Raw genomic sequence first — 18,090 nt, forward strand, 5'->3', positions numbered from 1 at the left:
TCTCAGTACGAGAAGGCCATGGGCCGGTCAGCGTCTTCGTCGTCGTGGCCGTTGATCCGGGTGGGCGGGTTGAGGTCGGATTCGGTGAGCTCCGGTGGCCCGGCCTTGATGTACTTCACGAGCAGCTTGACCTCGATGACCGCGAGCACGGCGTAGAGGAGGGTGAAGAGGATCATCGAGGTGAGGATCTCGCCCTGCGAGACACCGGGGGAGACCCCGTCGCGGGTCTGGAGCACTCCGTAGACCACCCACGGCTGGCGGCCCATCTCGGTGAAGATCCAGCCCCAGGAGTTGGCGATGAGCGGGAAGAGCAACGTCCACAGCGCGGTGAGCCAGTAGAGCTTGGTGAACTTCGGGCTCAGCGCCTTGTTCCGGAAGAGGACCAGGTTCGGCACTTCGTCCTCACCGGTCCGCATCGCCGGTGGCAGGAGGAACTTCCTCCGGGTCAGCCAGAGCCCCAGGATGCCGAGGCCGAAGGAGGCCATCCCGAAGCCGATCATCCAGCGGAAGCTCCAGAACGCGACCGGGATGTTGGGCCGGTAGTCGCCGGGGCCGTACTTCTCCTCCTGGGCCTTGTTGATGTCGTTGATGCCCGGGACGTAGGAGTTCGGGTCGTTGTCGGCGAGGAAGGAGAGCACCCCGGGGATCGAGATCTCGACGGAGTTGTGACCCTCGCTGACGTCCCCGTACGCGAAGATCGAGAACGGCGCGCCCTTCTGGCCGTCCCACAGGGCTTCAGCGGCGGCCATCTTCATCGGCTGCTGGCGGAACATCACCTTGGCCAGTGTGTCGCCGCTGACGGCGGTGAGCAGTCCGGCGATGACGACCGTGACCAGCCCCAGCCGCAGCGAGGTCCGCATCACCGGGATGTGCTTCTTGCGCGCGATGTGGAAGGCGGCGATGCCGACCATGAAGGCCCCGCCGACCAGGAAGGCCGCCGTGATGGTGTGGAAGAACTGGGTCACCGCGGTGTCCTGGGTGAGCACCTTCCAGAAGTCGGTGAGCTCGGCACGGCCGCGCTCCTCGTTGATGCGGTAGCCGACCGGGTGCTGCATCCAGGAGTTGGCCGCCAGGATGAAGTAGGCGGAGAGGATCGTGCCGAGCGAGACCATCCACATGCAGGCGAGGTGGATCTTCTTCGGCAGCCGGTCCCAGCCGAAGATCCACAGTCCGATGAAGGTGGACTCGAAGAAGAAGGCGATCAGCGCCTCGAAGGCGAGCGGGGCGCCGAAGACATCACCGACGAAGCGCGAGTAGTCGGACCAGTTCATACCGAACTGGAACTCCTGGACGATGCCCGTCACGACACCCATGGCGATGTTGATCAGGAACAGCTTGCCCCAGAACTTGGTGGCCCTGAGGTACTTCTCGTTGTTCGTCCGCACCCAGGCGGTCTGCAGGCCGGCGGTGAGCGCGGCGAGCGAGATCGTCAGCGGAACGAAGAGGAAGTGGTAGACGGTGGTGATGCCGAACTGCCATCGCGCCAGGGTCTCCGGCGCCAGAGCGAGGTCCACGTCGTCTTTCTCCTTACGTCGCCGTGGTGACACCACGTCGCCGTGGCCACACCGGGCACTCCGCCCCTTTAATCCCACCGATCATGGGACCAAACGGGGCACGCTTGTGAACGCGTTCACATTCACAAGCAATTATGGCGCACACACTTTCGGGCCGTTCGCCGGGGGTACCCCTTTCGGCCACAGGCGCCCCCGGACGTACACAAAAGGCCCCTGACCTCGTCGAACGAGATCAGGGGCCACCGGCCGTACGGCGCTCCGGCGCGCCAGGCAGCTATTGCTCCGCGCGGAACGCCCCCGCCGCCTTCAGGAAGAGGTCGTTGCCCTCGCTCTCCCCGATCGAGACCCGTACGCCCTCGCCCTTGAACGGGCGCACCACCACGCCGGCCCGCTCACAGGCGGCGGCGAAGTCGAGGGTCCGCTCGCCGAGGCGCAGCCAGACGAAGTTGGCGTGCGACTCCGGAACGGTCCAGCCCTGCCGCACCAGCTCCTCGCTCACCCGGCTCCGCTCGGAGACCAGCGAGCCGACCCGGCCCAGCAGCTCGTCCTCGGCACGCAGCGAGGCGACGGCCGCGTCCTGGGCGAGCTGGCTGACGCCGAAGGGGACGGCCGTCTTGCGCAGCGCCGCGGCCACCGGCTCATGGGCGACGGCGAACCCGACCCGCAGCCCCGCGAGGCCGTACGCCTTCGAGAAGGTCCGCAGCACCGCCACATTGGGCCGGTCCCGGTAGATCTCGATGCCGTCGGGCACGTCGGCGTCCCGGATGAACTCCTTGTACGCCTCGTCGAGCACCACCAGCACATCGCCCGGCACCCGGTCCAGGAACCGCTCCAGCTCGGCCCGGCGCACCACGGTCCCGGTGGGGTTGTTCGGGTTGCAGACGAAGATCAGCCGGGTCCGGTCGGTGATCGCCTCGGCCATGGCGTCGAGGTCGTGCACCTCACCGCTGGTCAGCGGGACCTTCACCGAGGTCGCGCCGCTCACCTGCGTGATGATCGGGTAGGCCTCGAAGGACCGCCAGGCGTAGATGACCTCGTCGCCCGGGCCCGAGGTGGCCTGGAGCAGCTGCTGGGCCACGCCGACCGAACCTGTGCCGGTCGCCAGGTGCGAGAGCGGCACACCGAAACGGTCGGACAGCTCGTTCATCAGCCCGGTGCACGCCATGTCCGGGTAGCGGTTGAAGCTGCCCGCCGCGCTGATCGCCGACTCCAGGACCCCCGGCAGCGGCGGGTAGGGGTTCTCGTTGGAGGACAGCTTGTACGCGACCGGCCCGCCGGCCGCCGCAGGCTTGCCCGGCACATAGGCAGGAACGCCGTCCAGCTCGGCGCGCAGCTTGGGGCTCGTCTCGCTCACCGCAGGTCCTCCTCGACCGTCGTACACATCAATACTGCTCACCTTATGAGGATTGGGCTCCGCTGCGAATGGCCCAGGCGCGGAATCTCCCGCAGTGCCGGGAATGGCCCGTCCGGGCGGGGCGGCCCGGACGGTTATCCGGGGGGAGCGTTTCCGGTTCCGGCGCGCGCCCGTGTCTCACGCCGTGGCGCGCATCCCCCGAAGTGGTGAGTTGAGACCTCTTCGAGACATCGACCATTCAGCAGGCCGTCAGCCGTCAATGCCTGACACCCCAATGCCCAGGCCGTCAACAGCCTTGCTTTGCACGGGATTTGACGGCAAACGACCATGCAGAAACGTGCCTGTCAATGCGTGCATATGCGACCGGACCGACCGCCCCTCGGAGCCCTACTATCGGCTCGCCATGACAGCAGCAGGGAAGCACCAGGTGAGCCGGACGGAGACCCCCCGGCGCAACGGCCGGCCAGGACGGGCGGGGATCCGTGACGTGGCCGCCGCGGCCGGAGTCTCGATCACGACCGTCTCCGACGCGCTCAACGGCAAGGGCAGGCTCCCGGACGCCACCCGCAGCCATGTCCGCGAGGTCGCAGAGCGCTTGGGCTACCGCCCCTCCGCCGCGGCCCGAACCCTCCGTACGGGCAAGTCGGGGCTCATCGGCCTGACCGTGACCACGTACGGGGATGAACCTTTCACCTTCACCGAATTCGCGTACTTCGCGGAGATGGCGAGAGCCGCGACCTCGGCGGCGCTCGCCCGGGGCTACGCCCTCGTCATCCTCCCCGCCACCTCCCGGCACGACGTCTGGTCGAACGTCGCGCTCGACGGGACCGTCGTCATCGACCCCTCCGACCAGGACCCGGTCGTCACCGAACTCGTCCGCCAGGGGCTGCCCGTCGTCTCGGACGGCCGCCCGGCCGGAACGCTCCCCGTCACCGCCTGGGTCGACAACGACCACCGGGCCGCCGTACTCGACCTCCTCGACCACCTCGCCGCCGCCGGAGCCCGCCGGATCGGCCTGCTGACCGGCACCACCACCGACACGTACACCCGGCTCTCCACCACGGCCTATCTCCACTGGTGCGAGCGGGTCGGCCAGGACCCCGTCTACGAGTCCTACCCGGCGCACGACCCCTGCGCGGGCGCGGTCGCCGCCGACCGGCTGCTCGCCCGCCCGGACCGCCCTGACGCGGTCTACGGGCTCTTCGACCCCAACGGGACCGATCTCCTCGCGGCCGCCCGCCGCTACGGGCTGCGGGTCCCTGAGGACCTGCTGCTGGTCTGCTGCAGCGAGTCCACCGTGTACGCGGCCACCGAACCGCCCATCACGACGCTCTCGCTGAAGCCCCGCCGCATCGGCACGGCCGTCGTCCAGCTCCTCATCGACGCCATCGAAGGGGTGGAGCACGACGGACCGGTGGAGCAGGTGATACCGACGGAGCTCATCGTCCGGACCTCCTCGCAACGCCGTCCGCCGCGCACCACGGTCAGCCCGCCTCGCTCCCCCAGCAGGGACTGATCGGCTCTTTTCGGACCAATCGGCCGGTGAACCGTACGTGCGCGCGGATTCACCACCCCTGGTGCGTCACACAGATCGATCCGCATTCCTATGATGGGCGCACGACACCGCGGACCACCTCTACCAGGCAGGGCCCGTCAGGTGTACGGCGGCGCGACGGTGGTGGAGGGGTCGATGACTCAGGGGGCCGGTCAGGAACCCGTGGTGCGGACGGCGACGTTGCGTGACTTCCGGGTTCCGCCGTATGCGCAGACGCCCGTTCCACCGCAGACGGCCGGCGCGGTGCCGCACCCGTCACTGCCACCGCGTGCGCCGGAGCCGCACGCGCCGACGCCGTACGCCTCCGTGCCGCCGCACGCGGCCGCAGCGCCCCACCTGCCGCATCCCGGCAACGTGGCCGTCGGCGACGAGCCCCCGGAGGGGTACACCCCCACCGAGCGCGACCTCCCCGTCATCAACCGCGGCGACACCGTCCAGGTGCAGGCCGTCCCCGAACCCCGCCCCGTCACCGGGGAGGGACTCGGCCCGCTCTTCGTCGTCGGCGACGTCCACGGCTATCTGGACGAGCTGCTGGCCGCCCTCGCCGAACAGGGCCTCATCGACGCCGACGCCAACTGGGCGGCGGGCAACGCCCGGCTCTGGTTCCTGGGCGACTTCACCGACCGCGGCCCCGACGGCATCGGGGTCATCGACCTCGTCATGCGGCTCTCCGCGGAAGCGGCCGCGGCCGGCGGCTACTGCAAGGCCCTGATGGGCAATCACGAGCTGCTGCTCATCGGCGCGAAGCGGTTCTCCGACACCCCCGTCAACTCCGGTGCGGGCACCGCCACCTTCCAGGCCGCCTGGCTGCTCAACGGTGGCCAGAAGAGCGACATGGACCGCCTCCAGGACGTGCACCTCCAGTGGATGTCCCGGCTCGACGCGGTCGTCGAGGAGGACGGGCATCTGCTGATGCACTCCGACACGACGGCCTACCTCGACTACGGCTCCACCATCGAGGACGTCAACGACACGGTCCACGCCATCCTCACGCGTAGCGACGCCGATGAGTGCTGGGACCTCTTCCGCAAGCTCACCAAGCGGTTCGCCTTCCGGGACGAGGGCGGCGCCGAGGCGGTGCGCGAGCTGATGACGACGTACGGCGGACAGCGCGTCGTCCATGGTCACAGCCCCATTCCGTATCTCCTCGGCGAGGTCGGCACGGAGGACGGCGAGAACGGTTCGGGGCCGGTGGTGAACGGCCCGCACGTGTACGCAGACGGGCTCGCCATCGCCATGGACGGCGGAGTGACCATGGCCGGAAAGCTACTGGTCGTCCAACTTCCCCTGCATGAATGACCTTCGGCGGGGAAGACGCTCCTGGATCGGACCGCGCCGATCATCGGGCCTATTTCCGGAAACACCCTGTCACCCCGCGCCGTGAGCGCTCTACCATCGGCTCATCAGTAGCAGGCTCTCCTCCGTTTCCGCCCGATCGCCCGGTCAACGCGGGCTGCCGGGCCCGACGGAGCATCGGGGGATGCAGATGACAAGCGCTCCGCACCTGCTGGCCGAGGACGGTCCCGAGTACGCGCGGATCCTGGGCGACGCACTGCGTCACGCCCACGACCACCCGGACCTGGAGGGCGTCGGTGACCGGCTCAACACCGAACAGCTGCGCACGATGGCGCTCAACGCCACGGCGCTGATCACCGCGGCCGCGGCCACCGAGTACGAGCACTACGTGAAGGCCCGTGCAGAGCTGCGCGCCGCCGGAGCCACCGTCCAGGAGGGCGAGAGTTACGCGGACGGCCCCGGGGCGGCCGGTCCGGGCGCCGGCATAGGAGCGGTCCTCACGGTCCTGACGCCGCTGCTCGCGGGCACCGCCGCCGTGATCTTCCTGCTCGTCGGCTATCTGCTGGAGGCGGTCAGCCCGTCGGTCGCCTTCGGCACCACCATGGTCGCGGCCGGGTGGTTCTTCGCGGCCGTCGCCGCCGCCGCCATCCTGGTCGCCGCCGTGGGACTGCTCGTCACCGCCCTGCGCAACGGCTCGACCTCACTGGCCGCCGAGGACGAGGAGCAGGGACTGCCGGAGGAGGTCGCCCGGGCCAGGGAGGCCTGGCGGCACGCCCTGCTGGAGCGCGGCATCCTGCCGTTCCTCCGGGACGCCCTGGCCGACCCGACCGCGGGCCCCGCCGCACGGACCCCGCACCCCTCACCCAACCGCATCCCGAAGATCGGCTACAGCAGGCCGGACTTCTCCGGCCCGGAGGACGGCCCGTCGGCGGGCCCCCGGCCGACCTTCACGAGCCCCGACTTCACCAGCCCGGACTTCGGCGGACCCGAGCACCGCCCGGAGTAGGGCCTGAGGGTTCCGCAAACGCCACAGGCCGGGGCGGCAAGTGCCGCGCCCGGCCTGTGCGATGCTCCGGCCATGCCGGAGCGGGTGGTTCAGCCCACCTGCGGAGCCAGCTTCGGGTTGGTGCCGTACTGGTTCGGCTCCTGCTTGCCCTCCGAGGCGAGGAAGACGATCAGGACGATGAAGCCGACCAGCGGGATGATCGCGATGAGGAGCCACCAGCCGGTGCGGCTCGTGTCGTGCAGACGGCGCACGCTGACCGCGAGCGTCGGGACGAGGACCGCGACGGCGTAGATGTAGGACAGGAAGTCCGCACCGATCAGGCCACCGACGATCGACAGGACCAGGCTGATCACGAAGCTGATGAGCGTGAACATCCAGTACTCCTTGCGGCGCGCGCGCCCGCTGAAGCCTGCGTAGTTCTTGAGTACTGCCAGGTACCAGTCCATGGTGTTTCCCTCCCCGGGCCCCCCGTGCGAGGGCCGCCAAAATTCAGCCAAGCAAGCCGGAAAGTAAGCCACAGATAAGGAACGGGTCAAGCCCAGTTGACGTTGCTGCGAAACGTACATCCAGCTGCCACACGACTGTGTCCATACTGTCGCTCAACAACGTCCCCAACCAGGCCAGATGACCACCAAGGACGCAAGGAGCCCATAAGGGACGGACCCTGGCGGCGCGTCACCGCCACCGGGTCCGTACACAGGCCGTCCCCGACACCGGCGCGAGGTGTCGGGGACGGGTACGAAGACGCGGGCGGAGAGGCGGACTAGTCGGCGATCGGCAGGTAGACCCGGTTGCCGGCGGCCGCGAACTCCTTCGACTTCTCGGCCATGCCCTCCTCGATCTCCTCCTGCGAACCACCGTGCTGACGGCGGATGTCCTGGGAGATCTTCATCGAGCAGAACTTCGGCCCGCACATCGAGCAGAAGTGCGCCGTCTTCGCCGGTTCGGCGGGCAGCGTCTCGTCGTGGAACTCCCGTGCCGTGTCCGGGTCGAGGGCCAGGTTGAACTGGTCCTCCCACCGGAACTCGAACCGCGCGTCGGAGAGCGCGTCGTCCCACTCCTGCGCGCCCGGGTGCCCCTTGGCCAGGTCGGCTGCGTGGGCAGCGATCTTGTAGGTGATGACCCCGGTCTTCACGTCGTCCCGGTTGGGCAGCCCCAGGTGCTCCTTGGGCGTGACGTAGCAGAGCATCGCCGTACCCCACCAGGCGATCATCGCGGCACCGATGCCCGAGGTGATGTGGTCGTAGGCGGGCGCGACGTCCGTGGTCAGCGGGCCGAGCGTGTAGAACGGCGCCTCCTCGCAGATCTCCTGCTGAAGGTCGATGTTCTCCTTGATCTTGTGCATCGGGACGTGCCCGGGGCCCTCGATCATCGTCTGGACGCCGAACCGCTTGGCGATCGTGTTCAGTTCGCCCAGCGTGCGCAGCTCGGCGAACTGCGCCTCGTCGTTGGCATCGGCGATCGAACCGGGGCGCAGCCCGTCACCGAGCGAGTAAGTGACGTCGTACGTCGCGAGAATCTCGCAGAGCTCCTCGAAATGCTCGTAGAGGAACGACTCCTTGTGGTGCGCCAGGCACCAGGCGGCCATGATCGAGCCGCCGCGCGAGACGATCCCGGTCTTACGACGGGCCGTCAGCGGAACGTACGGCAGGCGCACTCCGGCGTGCACCGTCATGTAGTCCACGCCCTGCTCGGCCTGCTCGATGACGGTGTCCTTGTAGATCTCCCAGGTCAGCTCCTCGGCCCGGCCGTCCACCTTCTCCAGGGCCTGGTAGAGCGGGACGGTGCCGATCGGCACGGGGGAGTTGCGCAGCACCCATTCACGGGTGGTGTGGATGTTGCGGCCGGTGGACAGGTCCATGACCGTGTCGGCGCCCCACTTGGTCGCCCAGGTCATCTTGTCCACCTCCTCCTCGATGGAGGAGGTGACCGCCGAGTTGCCGATGTTGGCGTTGACCTTCACCAGGAACCGCTTGCCGATGATCATCGGCTCGATCTCGGGGTGGTTGACGTTGACCGGCAGCACGGCCCGGCCCGCCGCGATCTCCTCGCGGACGACCTCGGCCTCGACGTTCTCCCGGATCGCGACGTACTCCATCTCCGGGGTGATCTCCCCCCGCCGGGCGTACGCGAGCTGGGTGACGGGACGTCCGTCACGGCTGCGGCGCGGCTGGCGCGGGCGGCCGGGGAAGACGGCGTCGAGGTTGCGCAGTCCGCCGCGCGGCGAGGTGTGCTTGAGCCCGTCGTCCTCGGGGCGGACCGGGCGGCCCGCGTACTCCTCGGTGTCGCCGCGGGCGATGACCCAGTTCTCCCGCAGGGGCGCGAGGCCCCGGCGGACATCGGTGTCGATTCCGGGATCGGTGTACGGCCCCGACGTGTCGTACAGCGTCACGTCCTTGCCGTTGGTGAGGTGCACCTGTCGGACCGGCACCCGGAGGTCCGGGCGCGAGCCCTGGACGTACCCCTTGTGCCAGCCGATGGACTTCCCGGCCTCGTCGTTCGGAGTGCCGTCCGGCGTTCCGTCGTTCTGTTTCGAGGCAGGCGTGCGTGCGTCCGCTGTGGTCATGAGACCTACTCCCTACGCCGGCATTACCCGGTAACAGGTTCGGCGGTCGGCGCAGCGTGTCCCGTACGGATGTACGGCGGTCAGCGCCCTCTCAGCCCGGTGCTCCGAGCTCCCGCGTGTGCAAAGGTGCCTCCACGCTAGCGTCCTTTCCGGCGAGCTGACCAGAGGGCCCTCTCCTTCTTGCGATGATCGCCCCGTGACCTCCCCCCAAAGCGACCCCGCACCCCAGCCGCCGCCCCAGGGCCACAGCCACGGCCACACGCACAGCCACGGGCCCGCCGCCCCGGTCTCCAAGCACCTGCGCAAGGTCATCGCCGCCGTGGTGATCCCGTTCGCCACGGCGGTGGTCGTCGGCCTGATCGCGTTCTGGCCCGGCGGCGTCCCCGACCACGAGCGCACCGGCGTCGGGTTCGACCGGCAGACCCAGGACGGCAAGGTCGTCCAGGTCGTCAAGGTCGACTGCGCCGACGTCAACGCCGCGCAGGTCCCCCCCACCGGTGACACCTCCACACCCTCGGGCCGGGAGGCCGTGAACGAGCAGGAGGGGGAGTGCAAGAAGGCGACCATCGAGGTGACCAGCGGCGACGACAAGGGCCGTGAGTTCGTCGAGGTGGTCCAGCCGGACGCGCCCCGCCAACTGAGCGAGGGCCAGGGCGTGGTCGTGGCGTACGCCCCCGACGCGCCCCGCGACCTCCAGTACTCCGTCACCGATGTGAACCGCAAGGTCCCGATGACGCTGCTGGCCGCGATCTTCGCGCTGGCGGTGGTCGCGGTGGGCCGGCTGCGTGGAGTGATGGCGCTGGTGGCGCTGGCCGTCTCGTTCGCCGTACTGACCCTGTTCATCCTGCCGGCGATCCTGCAGGGCTCGAACCCACTGGTGGTGGCGGTGATCGGGGCCAGCGCCATCATGCTCGCGGCGCTCTACCTGTGCCACGGGGTGACGGCCCGTACCTCCGTCGCGGTCGTCGGCACGCTGATCTCACTGCTGCTGATCGGGCTGCTCGGCTCCCTGTTCATCGGCTGGGCGAGCCTCAGCGGCAACACCGACGACAACACCGGCCTCATCCACGGTCTCTACCCGGACATCGACATGAGTGGTCTGCTGCTGGCCGGCATCATCATCGGATCGCTCGGTGTGCTCGACGATGTGACGGTCACCCAGACCTCCGCAGTCTGGGAACTGCACCAGGCGGACCCGCAGATGGGCTGGCGCGGGCTGTACCGGGCAGGTATCCGCATCGGACGGGACCACATCGCCTCGGTCGTGAACACCCTGGTGCTGGCGTACGCGGGCGCGGCGCTGCCACTGCTGCTGCTCTTCTCCATCGCGCAGAGCAGCGTGGGGACGGTGGCCAACAGCGAGTTGGTCGCCGAGGAGATCGTCCGGACGCTGGTCGGTTCGATCGGCCTGGTCGCCTCGGTGCCGGTGACGACGGTGCTCGCCGCGCTGGTGGTCTCCGCGGACCGCCCGGGCGCCGGCACCTCCTCGTCCACGGCCGCCGCCCCCGCACGGACCGGCAGGGGCCGCCGCCGTAAGGCGTGAGAGAGGCGCGATGCGGGGATGCGGGTGCCGCTCAGCCCGCGTTCTGCTCCTCGGCGAGGATGCGGCCGAGCGCCTCCTCCAGGTTCCCGTCGAAGTCACCCAGCGTGTGCTCCTGGCCGAGGGGCACCAGTTTGTCGGTCCGGTCGAGAAACGCCACCAGCGGCGCCGTACCGGCCCGGAACAGCGCGCGGTCCGCGCCGACCTGAAGGCGGATGTGCACATCGCCGAGGCCCTCGGGTTCGGTCGGCCCGATGTGCACATCGCCGTCACCACTGGGGCTGTTGAGCCCATCCAGCAGCAGCTCGCGACCGAATGCCCAGGTCACAGGGGCATCGCCGGGCAGATGGAACGTCATCCGGATGGCGTAGGGATCAGCCACCTCGTAACGGAGCTCCACCGGAATACGGAACGAGAGCTCCTCGGAGACGAGGAAGCTCATCATGACCTCTGCTTGAACCGACTCGCGCATCGTTCAACCCCGCAGTAGATGAAACTGGCCAGGAATGATCCCCCATGGCCCTATTGACGCCATCGTGGTGCACGCGATAGCAGATCACAAGGAGTGATTTTTCAGATACTGATAGAGAACACGAACGAACGCAAGAGGCTCGCCACTTCGCCGCGTAGCTGTTCGACTGCGGGCAGCAACCGTTCTTCCCGGTCCAGGGGTACGGAAATGGCCATCGCCGCAATGGTGGCACCGGCTGTGACGGGAATGGCGGCGCAGACGGTCCCCAGTGCGTACTCCTGGCGTTCGATGACCGGTTCACCCCGGCGCAACGTCCGCAGCCGCTCCAGAAGAGCCGCGCGATCTCGCACTGAGTAACGAGTGAGGGGCCGTACGGGGTGCCGGTCGAGGTGATCCTCGCGGTCCTTCTCGTCGAGCTGGCCGAGAAGGCACTGCCCGATCGCATGCGCGTGCCCGGTCTCCCGGAAGGACGCCCACTCGTCCACCGCGGGGGCGTCGGGGGCGTCCGCGACCGCGATGAGCTCGATCTCGCCCTCGCGGTAGACGGCGCAGTACACCGGGACCCCGATGGCGTCCCGCCAGTGCGCGAGCGAATCGGTGACGGTGGAGGGACGGCTCCTCGACCCCCGGGCGGCGGTCAGGTTCTCGGCGGCCGCACCGAAGAGGAAGACACCGTTCTCCCGGCGGAGATAGCCCTCATGGGTGAGGGTGCGCAGCAGGTGGTACGCGGTGGGCAGCGGTAGGCCCGCTTCACGTGCGAGTTGCTTGGCGGGCGCCCCGTCCCGATGGGTGCCCACAGCCTCCAGCAGCCTCAACGCCCGCTGAACCGAACCGATCAACGTCGGGACAGCGGTGTTCGATGCCGTGGTCAAAGGTCACCCCCAGGCATGGTGACGGGCCGTCAGCCCACCCGTGGAGGCCGCCCCCACGGGACTGCCGCACCAACGACCGGGCTGTCGTACAAACCACTGGTCACTCAGTCGGTTCGGTGACAGAAGGTCACATTCCAGAGGGCGGCAGCGTTATGTCACTGTATCGGCCGCCCCCGGCAGGAGGGGGTTTTCCTTCTGGACTTAGCTCAGCTGGGCTAATCCGCAGGCCTGTGCGCACCCTCGCACCGCACCGGCCCGCGGGACCTCTGCTACCAGTCGCCGCGCGAGGACGACGAGGAGGTGAACTTGCGTACGACGAAGATCAGACCGCCGACCAGCACGACGAAGACCAGCGCCTTGAAGAGGAGGCTGATCACGAACCCGACCACGCTGGCGATCAGCCCGCCGAACACGAAGATCGCGATGACGGGCACCGCGATCCACTTCACCCACCAGGGCATCCCCGCGTATATCTCCCGCACGGCCATCGCCATCTACCTCGTCTCTCTGGGTTGCTGCCTCGATGCTAAAGGCGCGGGGGACCCCGGCGGGGGCCTCGCAGCCCTTGAAGACCCCTGATCGAACCCTTAGGGAACCCGGGGTTCAGCCCTCCGGCGGCGAGAAGACGACCATCACGCGCAGGTCCTCGGTGATGTGGTGGAACTTGTGGGCCACTCCGGCCGGCACATAGACGACGCTCCCCCGGCCGACCTGCGTGGTCTCCATCCCGACCGTGATCGAGGCCCGGCCGCTGACGACGAAGTACACCTCGTCCTGCTGGTGCGGCTGCTGCGGGTCGAGCGCGCCCGCGTCCAGGGCGTACAGGCCGACCGACATGTTCCGCTCCCGCACGAACTGCAGGTAGGCGCCGTCGTTGGCGGCCCGTTCCGCCTCCAGCTCGTCCAGTCTGAATGCTTTCATGGCCCGTCCGCCCCTTGTGACCCGTACTACCGGTTCCGCGTGCGCTGTCGGTGTCCACCACCGATCATGTCTGCCACGATCAGACACATGAAGAATTTCGTAGTCAAGACGATCGCCAACGCGGGTGCGCTGGCCGTGGCCATCTGGCTGATCGGGAACATCACGCTGGAGGGCGGCTCCACCGGCCGCAAAGTCCTCACCCTGATACTGGTCGCGCTGATCTTCGGTCTGGTGAACTTCCTGGTCAAGCCGGTGGTCCAGCTCCTGACGTTCCCCTTGTTCATCCTGACGCTGGGGCTGATCACCCTGGTGGTCAACGCCCTGATGCTGATGCTGACCTCCTGGCTGGCCGGCGTCTTCGATCTCAGCTTCCACGTCGAGGGCTTCTGGACCGCCGTGCTCGGCGCCCTGATCATCTCGGTCGTCTCCTGGGCCCTCAACATGGTCCTGCCGGACGAGGACTGACCCCCGGCCCTCCCGGACCACCTGACTACTTACGGAGCAGCATGAGCACCATGGGCGACGGAACGCGCGCGGTACGCGCCGGACTTCCCGAACCGGAGCAGTACGAGCCGACCCTGCCCGGTCCGGTCTTCGCCGCGCACTTCCACCTCTCCGGCGAACCGGTGGGTCCCTACACCTACGGCCGGGACACCAACCCGACCTGGACCCATCTGGAACGGGCCATCGGCGAGCTGGAGGCGCCCGGCGAGGACGTGAGCACGACGGTGTTCGCCTCCGGTATGGCCGCAATCACCGCCGTACTGCTCTCCCAGGTCCGCACGGGCGACACCGTGGTGCTGCCGGACGACGGCTACCAGGCGCTGCCGCTCGTACGGGAGCAGCTGAGGGCTTTCGGCGTCGAGGTCAAGGCCGCGCCGACCGGCGGTGATGCCCAGCTGGCGCTGCTTGAGGGGGCGAAGCTGCTGTGGATCGAGAGCCCGTCCAACCCGGGGCTGGACGTCTGCGACATCCGCCGGCTGGCGGCGGCGGCGCACGAGGCGGGTGCGCTGGTCGCCGTCGACAACACCCTGGCCACCCCGATCGGCCAGCGCCCGCTGGAGCTCGGCGCGGACTTCTCGGTCGCCAGCGACACCAAGGGCATGACCGGGCACGGCGACATCCTGCTGGGCCATGTCACCTGCCGTGATCCCCTGCTGACCGCCGACGTTCGGCGCTGGCGCAAGGTGGTCGGGGCGATCCCGGGCCCGATGGAGGCCTGGCTCGCCCACCGTTCGCTCGCCACGCTCCAGCTGCGCATCGACCGGCAGTGCACCACGGCTCTGGCCCTCGCCGAGGCGCTGGCCGAGCGGGCAGAGGTCACCGGGCTGCGGTATCCCGGACTGCCCGCCGACCCGTCGTACGCGATCGCCGTGCGCCAGATGCGGCGCTTCGGTTCGGTGGTGTCGTTCGAGCTGGCCGACCGGGAGACGGCGGAGCGCTTCCTCGCCGCGCTGCGGCTGGTAGACGACGCGACGAGTTTCGGCGGCGTACGTTCCACCGCCGAGCGCCGGGGCCGTTGGGGCGGCGACGCCGTGCCGGAGGGGTTCATCCGCTTCTCGGTCGGCGCGGAGGACCCGGAGGACCTGCTGGCGGACGTCGAGCGGGCGCTGGACGAAGCGGTCGGGCGGGCCGGGGGAGTTTCAGACGGGTCTGCGCGGGCCACTCTCTTGCCATGACCGAACGTCCTGTGGTCAAGCGCACCGCACGCGCCATCCTGCTCGACGGCGACGACCTCGTCCTCATCAAGCGCACCAAACCGGGGGTCGATCCGTACTGGCTCACGCCCGGCGGCGGGGTCGAGCCGGAGGACGCCACGGTCGTCGAGGCCCTGCACCGCGAGGTCGATGAGGAGCTCGGCGCCAAGGTCACCGATGTGGTGCCCTGTTTCGTCGACACCGTCGAGCACATCGCGGACGGCGGTGTCACGGGGGTGAAGGTCCAGCACTTCTTCGTCTGCCGGCTCGCGTCGATGGACGTCACCCAGCGGCACGGCCCGGAGATCGACGAGCCCTGCGGGGAGTACGAGATCGTCCGGGTGCCGTTCAGCCGGGTCGGGATCGCCGCCGTGCACCTCGTACCGCTCTCCCTCCGCCACTATCTGGACGGCAACATCGAGGGCGTACGGGCGATGCACGCCCCCGACCTGAGCTGACAACCCCCGGGCGGGCGGCGCTCCCGCGCGCGACCGTGCTCCATGTTTCACGTGAAACCGAGCGGCAGGGCAGCTTCGGTTCTCGGCCAGTTCCGGGAAACCGGTGGACGGGCGATCATCGCGTCGGACAGCCTGGCCCCATGTACAGCCGATCACCCCTGCCCCTCGTCGACCTGCCCGTACGGCGCCTCACGCGGGGAGACCTGGTCTCCTGCGCCGACCTCAGCGAGGACCGGGGCTGGCCACGCGACGAGCACCGATGGGGGCTGCTCCTCTCCGCCGGTACGGGGTACGGCATCACGGAACCCGAGGGGAAGGGCCTGGTGGCGGCCTGTGTGGTGACGTCGTACGGGCCCCGCCTGGCAGCCGTCGGCGTGCTCCTCGTCGCCGAACGCCACGCCCGGCAGGGGATCGCCCGGCGGCTCATGCGCCATGTGATGGAGGAAGCCGGGTCCACCCCGCTCGCGCTGTACGCCACACCCCAGGGACAGCGCCTCTACGAGGAGCTCGGCTTCGCCCACGTGGGCCGGACCGAGCGGGTCCGCGGCAGATTCCGTGCGGAGGCCCGGGGCTCGGCGGTGACCACACGTCCGGCCGCCGCGGACGATCTGCAGGCGATGGTCCGGCTCGACCTGCCGGTCTTCGGTATCGACCGCACGCACATCATCGCCCGGCTCCCGGCCTTCTCCGACCGGCTCCAGGTCGCCGAGGAGAACGGTGAGCTGACCGGTTACGCTGCCCTCTGGCCGAGCGGCGACGCCCACGTCGTCGGTCCGCTGGTCGCACGGGACACCACCACCGCGAAGGCCCTCGTCACCTCGCTGGCCGCCACGACGGACCGGCCGCTGCGGGCCGATGTCGACGCACGCCATGAGGAGCTGCTCGGCTGGCTGGTGGAGCGCGGCCTCGAGCCGGGCTCCCGGACCGCGGTGATGACGTACGGCATTGCGGATCTGCCGGGCGACGCGACCCGCAGGTTCGCCCCGCTCACCGTCGCGACGGGCTGACGCACGGCAGCCGCACCGCCGGGTGGGCGGTGCGGCTGCGCTGTGGTCCGGTCCGGGCCCGGGGCCCGGCTCCTCCGCCTCAGACGAGGGAGGCCGCCGCGGCAGCCGCGAACCCGTGGTCCTGCTCGGGCGCCCCGCCGCCGACCCCGATGGCGCCGATCAGGCGGCCGTCGCGGTGCAGGGGGATGCCGCCGGCGATGAAGAGCAGCGGGCGGTCCAGCGCGGTCGGCAGGGTGTGGAAGAGCCCGCCGGGCTGCACGGCGTCGACCAGGTCCGCGGTGGGGGCGTCGAGCTGCAGCGCGGTGAACGCCTTACGGGTGCTGGTCTCTCCGGCGATGAGGACCGCCAGGTCGTCGCGCCGGAAGGCCAGCAGGTGGCCGCCCGCGTCCACGACGCTCACGGCGACGGCGACACCCGCCTCCTCGGCGGCGCTGCGGGCCGCCCCGACGAGGGACTCGGCGTCCTGGATGGTCAGCGGGGCGACAGCGATGGTGGTGGTGCTCATGGAACTGCTCCTGTTCGGTGCGTGGTGGGGTGTGGGGGTGGTCGGTGCCGGGCCTTGAGGGGCCCGGTGAGGCTCAGTGCCGGGCCGTGGCGGCGACCGGCTCGGGGCTGCTCCCGGCGACGCTCCCGCCTTCGGCACGGGACGTACGGCGCTCCAGCAGGCTGGAGACCACGGCCAGGGCCAGGGCGGACGCGGCGAGGACCGCGCCGACCCAGTTGGGCGCGGTGTAGCCGAGACCGGCGGCGATCACGAGGCCGCCGAGCCAGGCGGAGAGGGCGTTGCCGAGGTTGAAGGCCCCGATGTTGACGGCGGAGGCCAGGGTGGGAGCTCCTGCCGCCTGGTCGAGAACCCGCTTCTGCAGCGGGGGCACGGTCGCGAAGCCCAGGGCGCCGATCAGGACGATCGTGACGGCCGCGGCGACCTTGTTGTGGGCGGTCACGGTGAACAGGCCGAGGACAACGGCGAGCGAGCCCAGCGAGATGTACAGCATCGGCATCAGATGGCGGTCGGCGAACCTTCCGCCGACCAGGTTGCCGCCCACCATGCCGAGGCCGAAGAGGACGAGCAGCCAGGTGACGGACGAGGCCGAGTAGCCGGCGATCTCGGTCATCATCGGAGTGATGTAGGTGATCGCGGCGAAGACTCCGCCGAAGCCCAGGACGGTCATGGCCATCGCGAGCAGGACCTGCACGTTGCGGAACGCGGCCAGCTCGTGACGGATGCGTACGCCTTCGGGCTTGGGCTGCTCGGGGATGAGCTTCGCGACTCCGAGGAGCCCGATCACGCCGAGGAGGGCCACGATGACGAACGTGGTGCGCCAGCCGGCGGACTGTCCGATGTAGGTGCCGAGCGGGACGCCGACGACATTGGCGACCGTGAGACCGGTGAACATCATGGCGATGGCCCCGGCCTTCTTCTGCGGGGCGACCAGATCGGCCGCGACCACCGAGCCGATGCCGAAGAAGGCGCCGTGCGCGAGGGAGGCGATCACCCGCCCGGCGAGCATGACGCCGAAGACGGGGGCGAGGGCAGACACCAGGTTGCCGACGATGAACAGCCCCATCAGGAGCATCAGCATCCGCTTGCGGGTGACCCGGGTGCCCAGCAGGGTCATCAGCGGGGCGCCGAGGACGACCCCGAGCGCGTAGCCGGTCACCAGGAAACCTGCGGTCGGGATCGAGACCTGGAAGTCCGCGGCAACCTCGGGGAGCAACCCCATGATCACGAACTCGGTCGTCCCGATCCCGAATGCCCCGATGGCCAGGGCGAGGAGCGCGAGCGGCATGGGTTTCACCTTCCCTGGAGATTGCGTCTGCGCCTTACGAGC

The 18,090-nt window shown here is 69.4% G+C and carries 18 protein-coding genes; 8 read left to right on the forward strand and 10 right to left on the reverse strand.

Going from position 1 to position 18,090, the window contains the following annotated elements; all coding sequences use genetic code 11:
- Positions 1-2: 2 nt before the first annotated feature.
- The gene (locus ACK8N7_RS17935; protein WP_403213726.1) at positions 3-1,514 is read right to left on the reverse strand and encodes a cytochrome ubiquinol oxidase subunit I; all 1,512 of its coding nucleotides are present in this window, start codon (positions 1,512-1,514) and stop codon (positions 3-5) included.
- A gap of 274 nt (positions 1,515-1,788) precedes the next feature.
- Positions 1,789-2,868: a histidinol-phosphate transaminase gene (gene hisC, locus ACK8N7_RS17940; protein ID WP_403213724.1), complete on the reverse strand. Its 1,080-nt coding sequence runs from the start codon at positions 2,866-2,868 to the stop codon at positions 1,789-1,791.
- Between the two features lie 403 nt (positions 2,869-3,271).
- Here hisC and ACK8N7_RS17945 point away from each other — a divergent pair, with 403 nt between their 5' ends.
- The 3 genes from ACK8N7_RS17945 (at position 3,272) to ACK8N7_RS17955 (ending at position 6,725) form a co-directional block, all read left to right on the forward strand.
- Complete coding sequence (locus ACK8N7_RS17945) at positions 3,272-4,384, forward strand: LacI family DNA-binding transcriptional regulator (protein WP_031122574.1); 1,113 nt, start codon at positions 3,272-3,274, stop codon at positions 4,382-4,384.
- 174 nt (positions 4,385-4,558) lie between these two features.
- A complete protein-coding gene (locus ACK8N7_RS17950; protein ID WP_403213722.1) occupies positions 4,559-5,722 on the forward strand; it encodes a metallophosphoesterase in 1,164 nt (387 codons plus the stop codon).
- A gap of 181 nt (positions 5,723-5,903) precedes the next feature.
- Positions 5,904-6,725, forward strand: a complete 822-nt coding sequence (locus ACK8N7_RS17955; protein WP_403213720.1) for a hypothetical protein — start codon at positions 5,904-5,906, stop codon at positions 6,723-6,725.
- Between the two features lie 89 nt (positions 6,726-6,814).
- Here the strand turns inward: ACK8N7_RS17955 and ACK8N7_RS17960 are convergent, their stop codons facing one another.
- Positions 6,815-7,171: a DUF805 domain-containing protein gene (locus ACK8N7_RS17960; protein ID WP_403213718.1), complete on the reverse strand. Its 357-nt coding sequence runs from the start codon at positions 7,169-7,171 to the stop codon at positions 6,815-6,817.
- Between the two features lie 317 nt (positions 7,172-7,488).
- Positions 7,489-9,291, reverse strand: a complete 1,803-nt coding sequence (gene thiC / locus ACK8N7_RS17965; RefSeq protein ID WP_500443199.1) for a phosphomethylpyrimidine synthase ThiC — start codon at positions 9,289-9,291, stop codon at positions 7,489-7,491.
- Positions 9,292-9,487: 196 nt separating this feature from the next.
- Here thiC and ACK8N7_RS17970 point away from each other — a divergent pair, with 196 nt between their 5' ends.
- Positions 9,488-10,834 (forward strand): YibE/F family protein, encoded by a 1,347-nt coding sequence (locus ACK8N7_RS17970; protein WP_403213714.1) that lies wholly within the window; start codon positions 9,488-9,490, stop codon positions 10,832-10,834.
- 31 nt (positions 10,835-10,865) lie between these two features.
- Here ACK8N7_RS17970 and ACK8N7_RS17975 read toward each other — a convergent pair whose 3' ends face one another.
- The 4 genes from ACK8N7_RS17975 to ACK8N7_RS17990 all read right to left on the reverse strand — a co-directional run bounded on the left by ACK8N7_RS17975 (position 10,866) and on the right by ACK8N7_RS17990 (position 13,096).
- Positions 10,866-11,303, reverse strand: coding sequence for an SsgA family sporulation/cell division regulator (locus ACK8N7_RS17975; protein ID WP_015609883.1), 438 nt, complete (start codon positions 11,301-11,303; stop codon positions 10,866-10,868).
- Positions 11,304-11,404: 101 nt separating this feature from the next.
- Positions 11,405-12,175 carry an IclR family transcriptional regulator gene (locus ACK8N7_RS17980; protein ID WP_403213712.1) on the reverse strand — a complete coding sequence of 257 codons (771 nt, stop codon included), beginning with the start codon at positions 12,173-12,175 and terminating at the stop codon, positions 11,405-11,407.
- Positions 12,176-12,444: 269 nt separating this feature from the next.
- The gene (locus ACK8N7_RS17985; RefSeq protein ID WP_032756174.1) at positions 12,445-12,657 is read right to left on the reverse strand and encodes a DUF5326 family protein; all 213 of its coding nucleotides are present in this window, start codon (positions 12,655-12,657) and stop codon (positions 12,445-12,447) included.
- A gap of 121 nt (positions 12,658-12,778) precedes the next feature.
- A complete protein-coding gene (locus ACK8N7_RS17990; protein WP_015609880.1) occupies positions 12,779-13,096 on the reverse strand; it encodes a cupin domain-containing protein in 318 nt (105 codons plus the stop codon).
- An 87-nt stretch (positions 13,097-13,183) separates the two neighbouring features.
- Between ACK8N7_RS17990 and ACK8N7_RS17995 the strand changes: the two genes are divergently transcribed.
- The 4 genes from ACK8N7_RS17995 to ACK8N7_RS18010 all read left to right on the forward strand — a co-directional run bounded on the left by ACK8N7_RS17995 (position 13,184) and on the right by ACK8N7_RS18010 (position 16,258).
- Complete coding sequence (locus ACK8N7_RS17995; protein ID WP_403213710.1) at positions 13,184-13,561, forward strand: phage holin family protein; 378 nt, start codon at positions 13,184-13,186, stop codon at positions 13,559-13,561.
- A gap of 41 nt (positions 13,562-13,602) precedes the next feature.
- Positions 13,603-14,775 carry a cystathionine gamma-lyase gene (locus ACK8N7_RS18000; RefSeq protein WP_403213708.1) on the forward strand — a complete coding sequence of 391 codons (1,173 nt, stop codon included), beginning with the start codon at positions 13,603-13,605 and terminating at the stop codon, positions 14,773-14,775.
- On the forward strand, positions 14,772-15,251 hold the full coding sequence (locus ACK8N7_RS18005; protein WP_403213706.1) for an NUDIX domain-containing protein: 480 nt from the start codon (positions 14,772-14,774) through the stop codon (positions 15,249-15,251). The genes ACK8N7_RS18000 and ACK8N7_RS18005 overlap by 4 nt, the downstream gene beginning before the upstream one ends.
- A 140-nt stretch (positions 15,252-15,391) precedes the next feature.
- Entirely contained in the window at positions 15,392-16,258 is an 867-nt protein-coding gene (locus tag ACK8N7_RS18010) for a GNAT family N-acetyltransferase (protein WP_403213704.1), read from the forward strand.
- Positions 16,259-16,337: 79 nt separating this feature from the next.
- Here ACK8N7_RS18010 and ACK8N7_RS18015 read toward each other — a convergent pair whose 3' ends face one another.
- Positions 16,338-16,763, reverse strand: coding sequence for a GlcG/HbpS family heme-binding protein (locus ACK8N7_RS18015; RefSeq protein ID WP_500443202.1), 426 nt, complete (start codon positions 16,761-16,763; stop codon positions 16,338-16,340).
- A 73-nt stretch (positions 16,764-16,836) separates the two neighbouring features.
- The gene (locus tag ACK8N7_RS18020) at positions 16,837-18,048 is read right to left on the reverse strand and encodes an MFS transporter (RefSeq protein ID WP_500443204.1); all 1,212 of its coding nucleotides are present in this window, start codon (positions 18,046-18,048) and stop codon (positions 16,837-16,839) included.
- Between the last annotated feature and the right edge of the window lie 42 nt (positions 18,049-18,090).

This window comes from Streptomyces griseobrunneus (assembly GCF_046713465.1).
Lineage (GTDB): Bacteria > Actinomycetota > Actinomycetes > Streptomycetales > Streptomycetaceae > Streptomyces > Streptomyces microflavus.

Coding starts and splice junctions, on each gene's coding strand:
- ACK8N7_RS17945 (WP_031122574.1), top strand. CDS start 3,272: ATGACAGCAGCAGGGAAGCACCAGGTGAGCCGGACGGAGACCCCCCGG.
- ACK8N7_RS17950 (WP_403213722.1), top strand. CDS start 4,559: ATGACTCAGGGGGCCGGTCAGGAACCCGTGGTGCGGACGGCGACGTTG.
- ACK8N7_RS17955 (WP_403213720.1), top strand. CDS start 5,904: ATGCAGATGACAAGCGCTCCGCACCTGCTGGCCGAGGACGGTCCCGAG.
- ACK8N7_RS17960 (WP_403213718.1), bottom strand. CDS start 7,171: ATGGACTGGTACCTGGCAGTACTCAAGAACTACGCAGGCTTCAGCGGG.
- thiC (WP_500443199.1), bottom strand. CDS start 9,291: ATGACCACAGCGGACGCACGCACGCCTGCCTCGAAACAGAACGACGGA.
- ACK8N7_RS17975 (WP_015609883.1), bottom strand. CDS start 11,303: ATGCGCGAGTCGGTTCAAGCAGAGGTCATGATGAGCTTCCTCGTCTCC.
- ACK8N7_RS17990 (WP_015609880.1), bottom strand. CDS start 13,096: ATGAAAGCATTCAGACTGGACGAGCTGGAGGCGGAACGGGCCGCCAAC.
- ACK8N7_RS17995 (WP_403213710.1), top strand. CDS start 13,184: ATGAAGAATTTCGTAGTCAAGACGATCGCCAACGCGGGTGCGCTGGCC.
- ACK8N7_RS18000 (WP_403213708.1), top strand. CDS start 13,603: ATGAGCACCATGGGCGACGGAACGCGCGCGGTACGCGCCGGACTTCCC.
- ACK8N7_RS18005 (WP_403213706.1), top strand. CDS start 14,772: ATGACCGAACGTCCTGTGGTCAAGCGCACCGCACGCGCCATCCTGCTC.
- ACK8N7_RS18010 (WP_403213704.1), top strand. CDS start 15,392: ATGTACAGCCGATCACCCCTGCCCCTCGTCGACCTGCCCGTACGGCGC.
- ACK8N7_RS18015 (WP_500443202.1), bottom strand. CDS start 16,763: ATGAGCACCACCACCATCGCTGTCGCCCCGCTGACCATCCAGGACGCC.
- ACK8N7_RS18020 (WP_500443204.1), bottom strand. CDS start 18,048: ATGCCGCTCGCGCTCCTCGCCCTGGCCATCGGGGCATTCGGGATCGGG.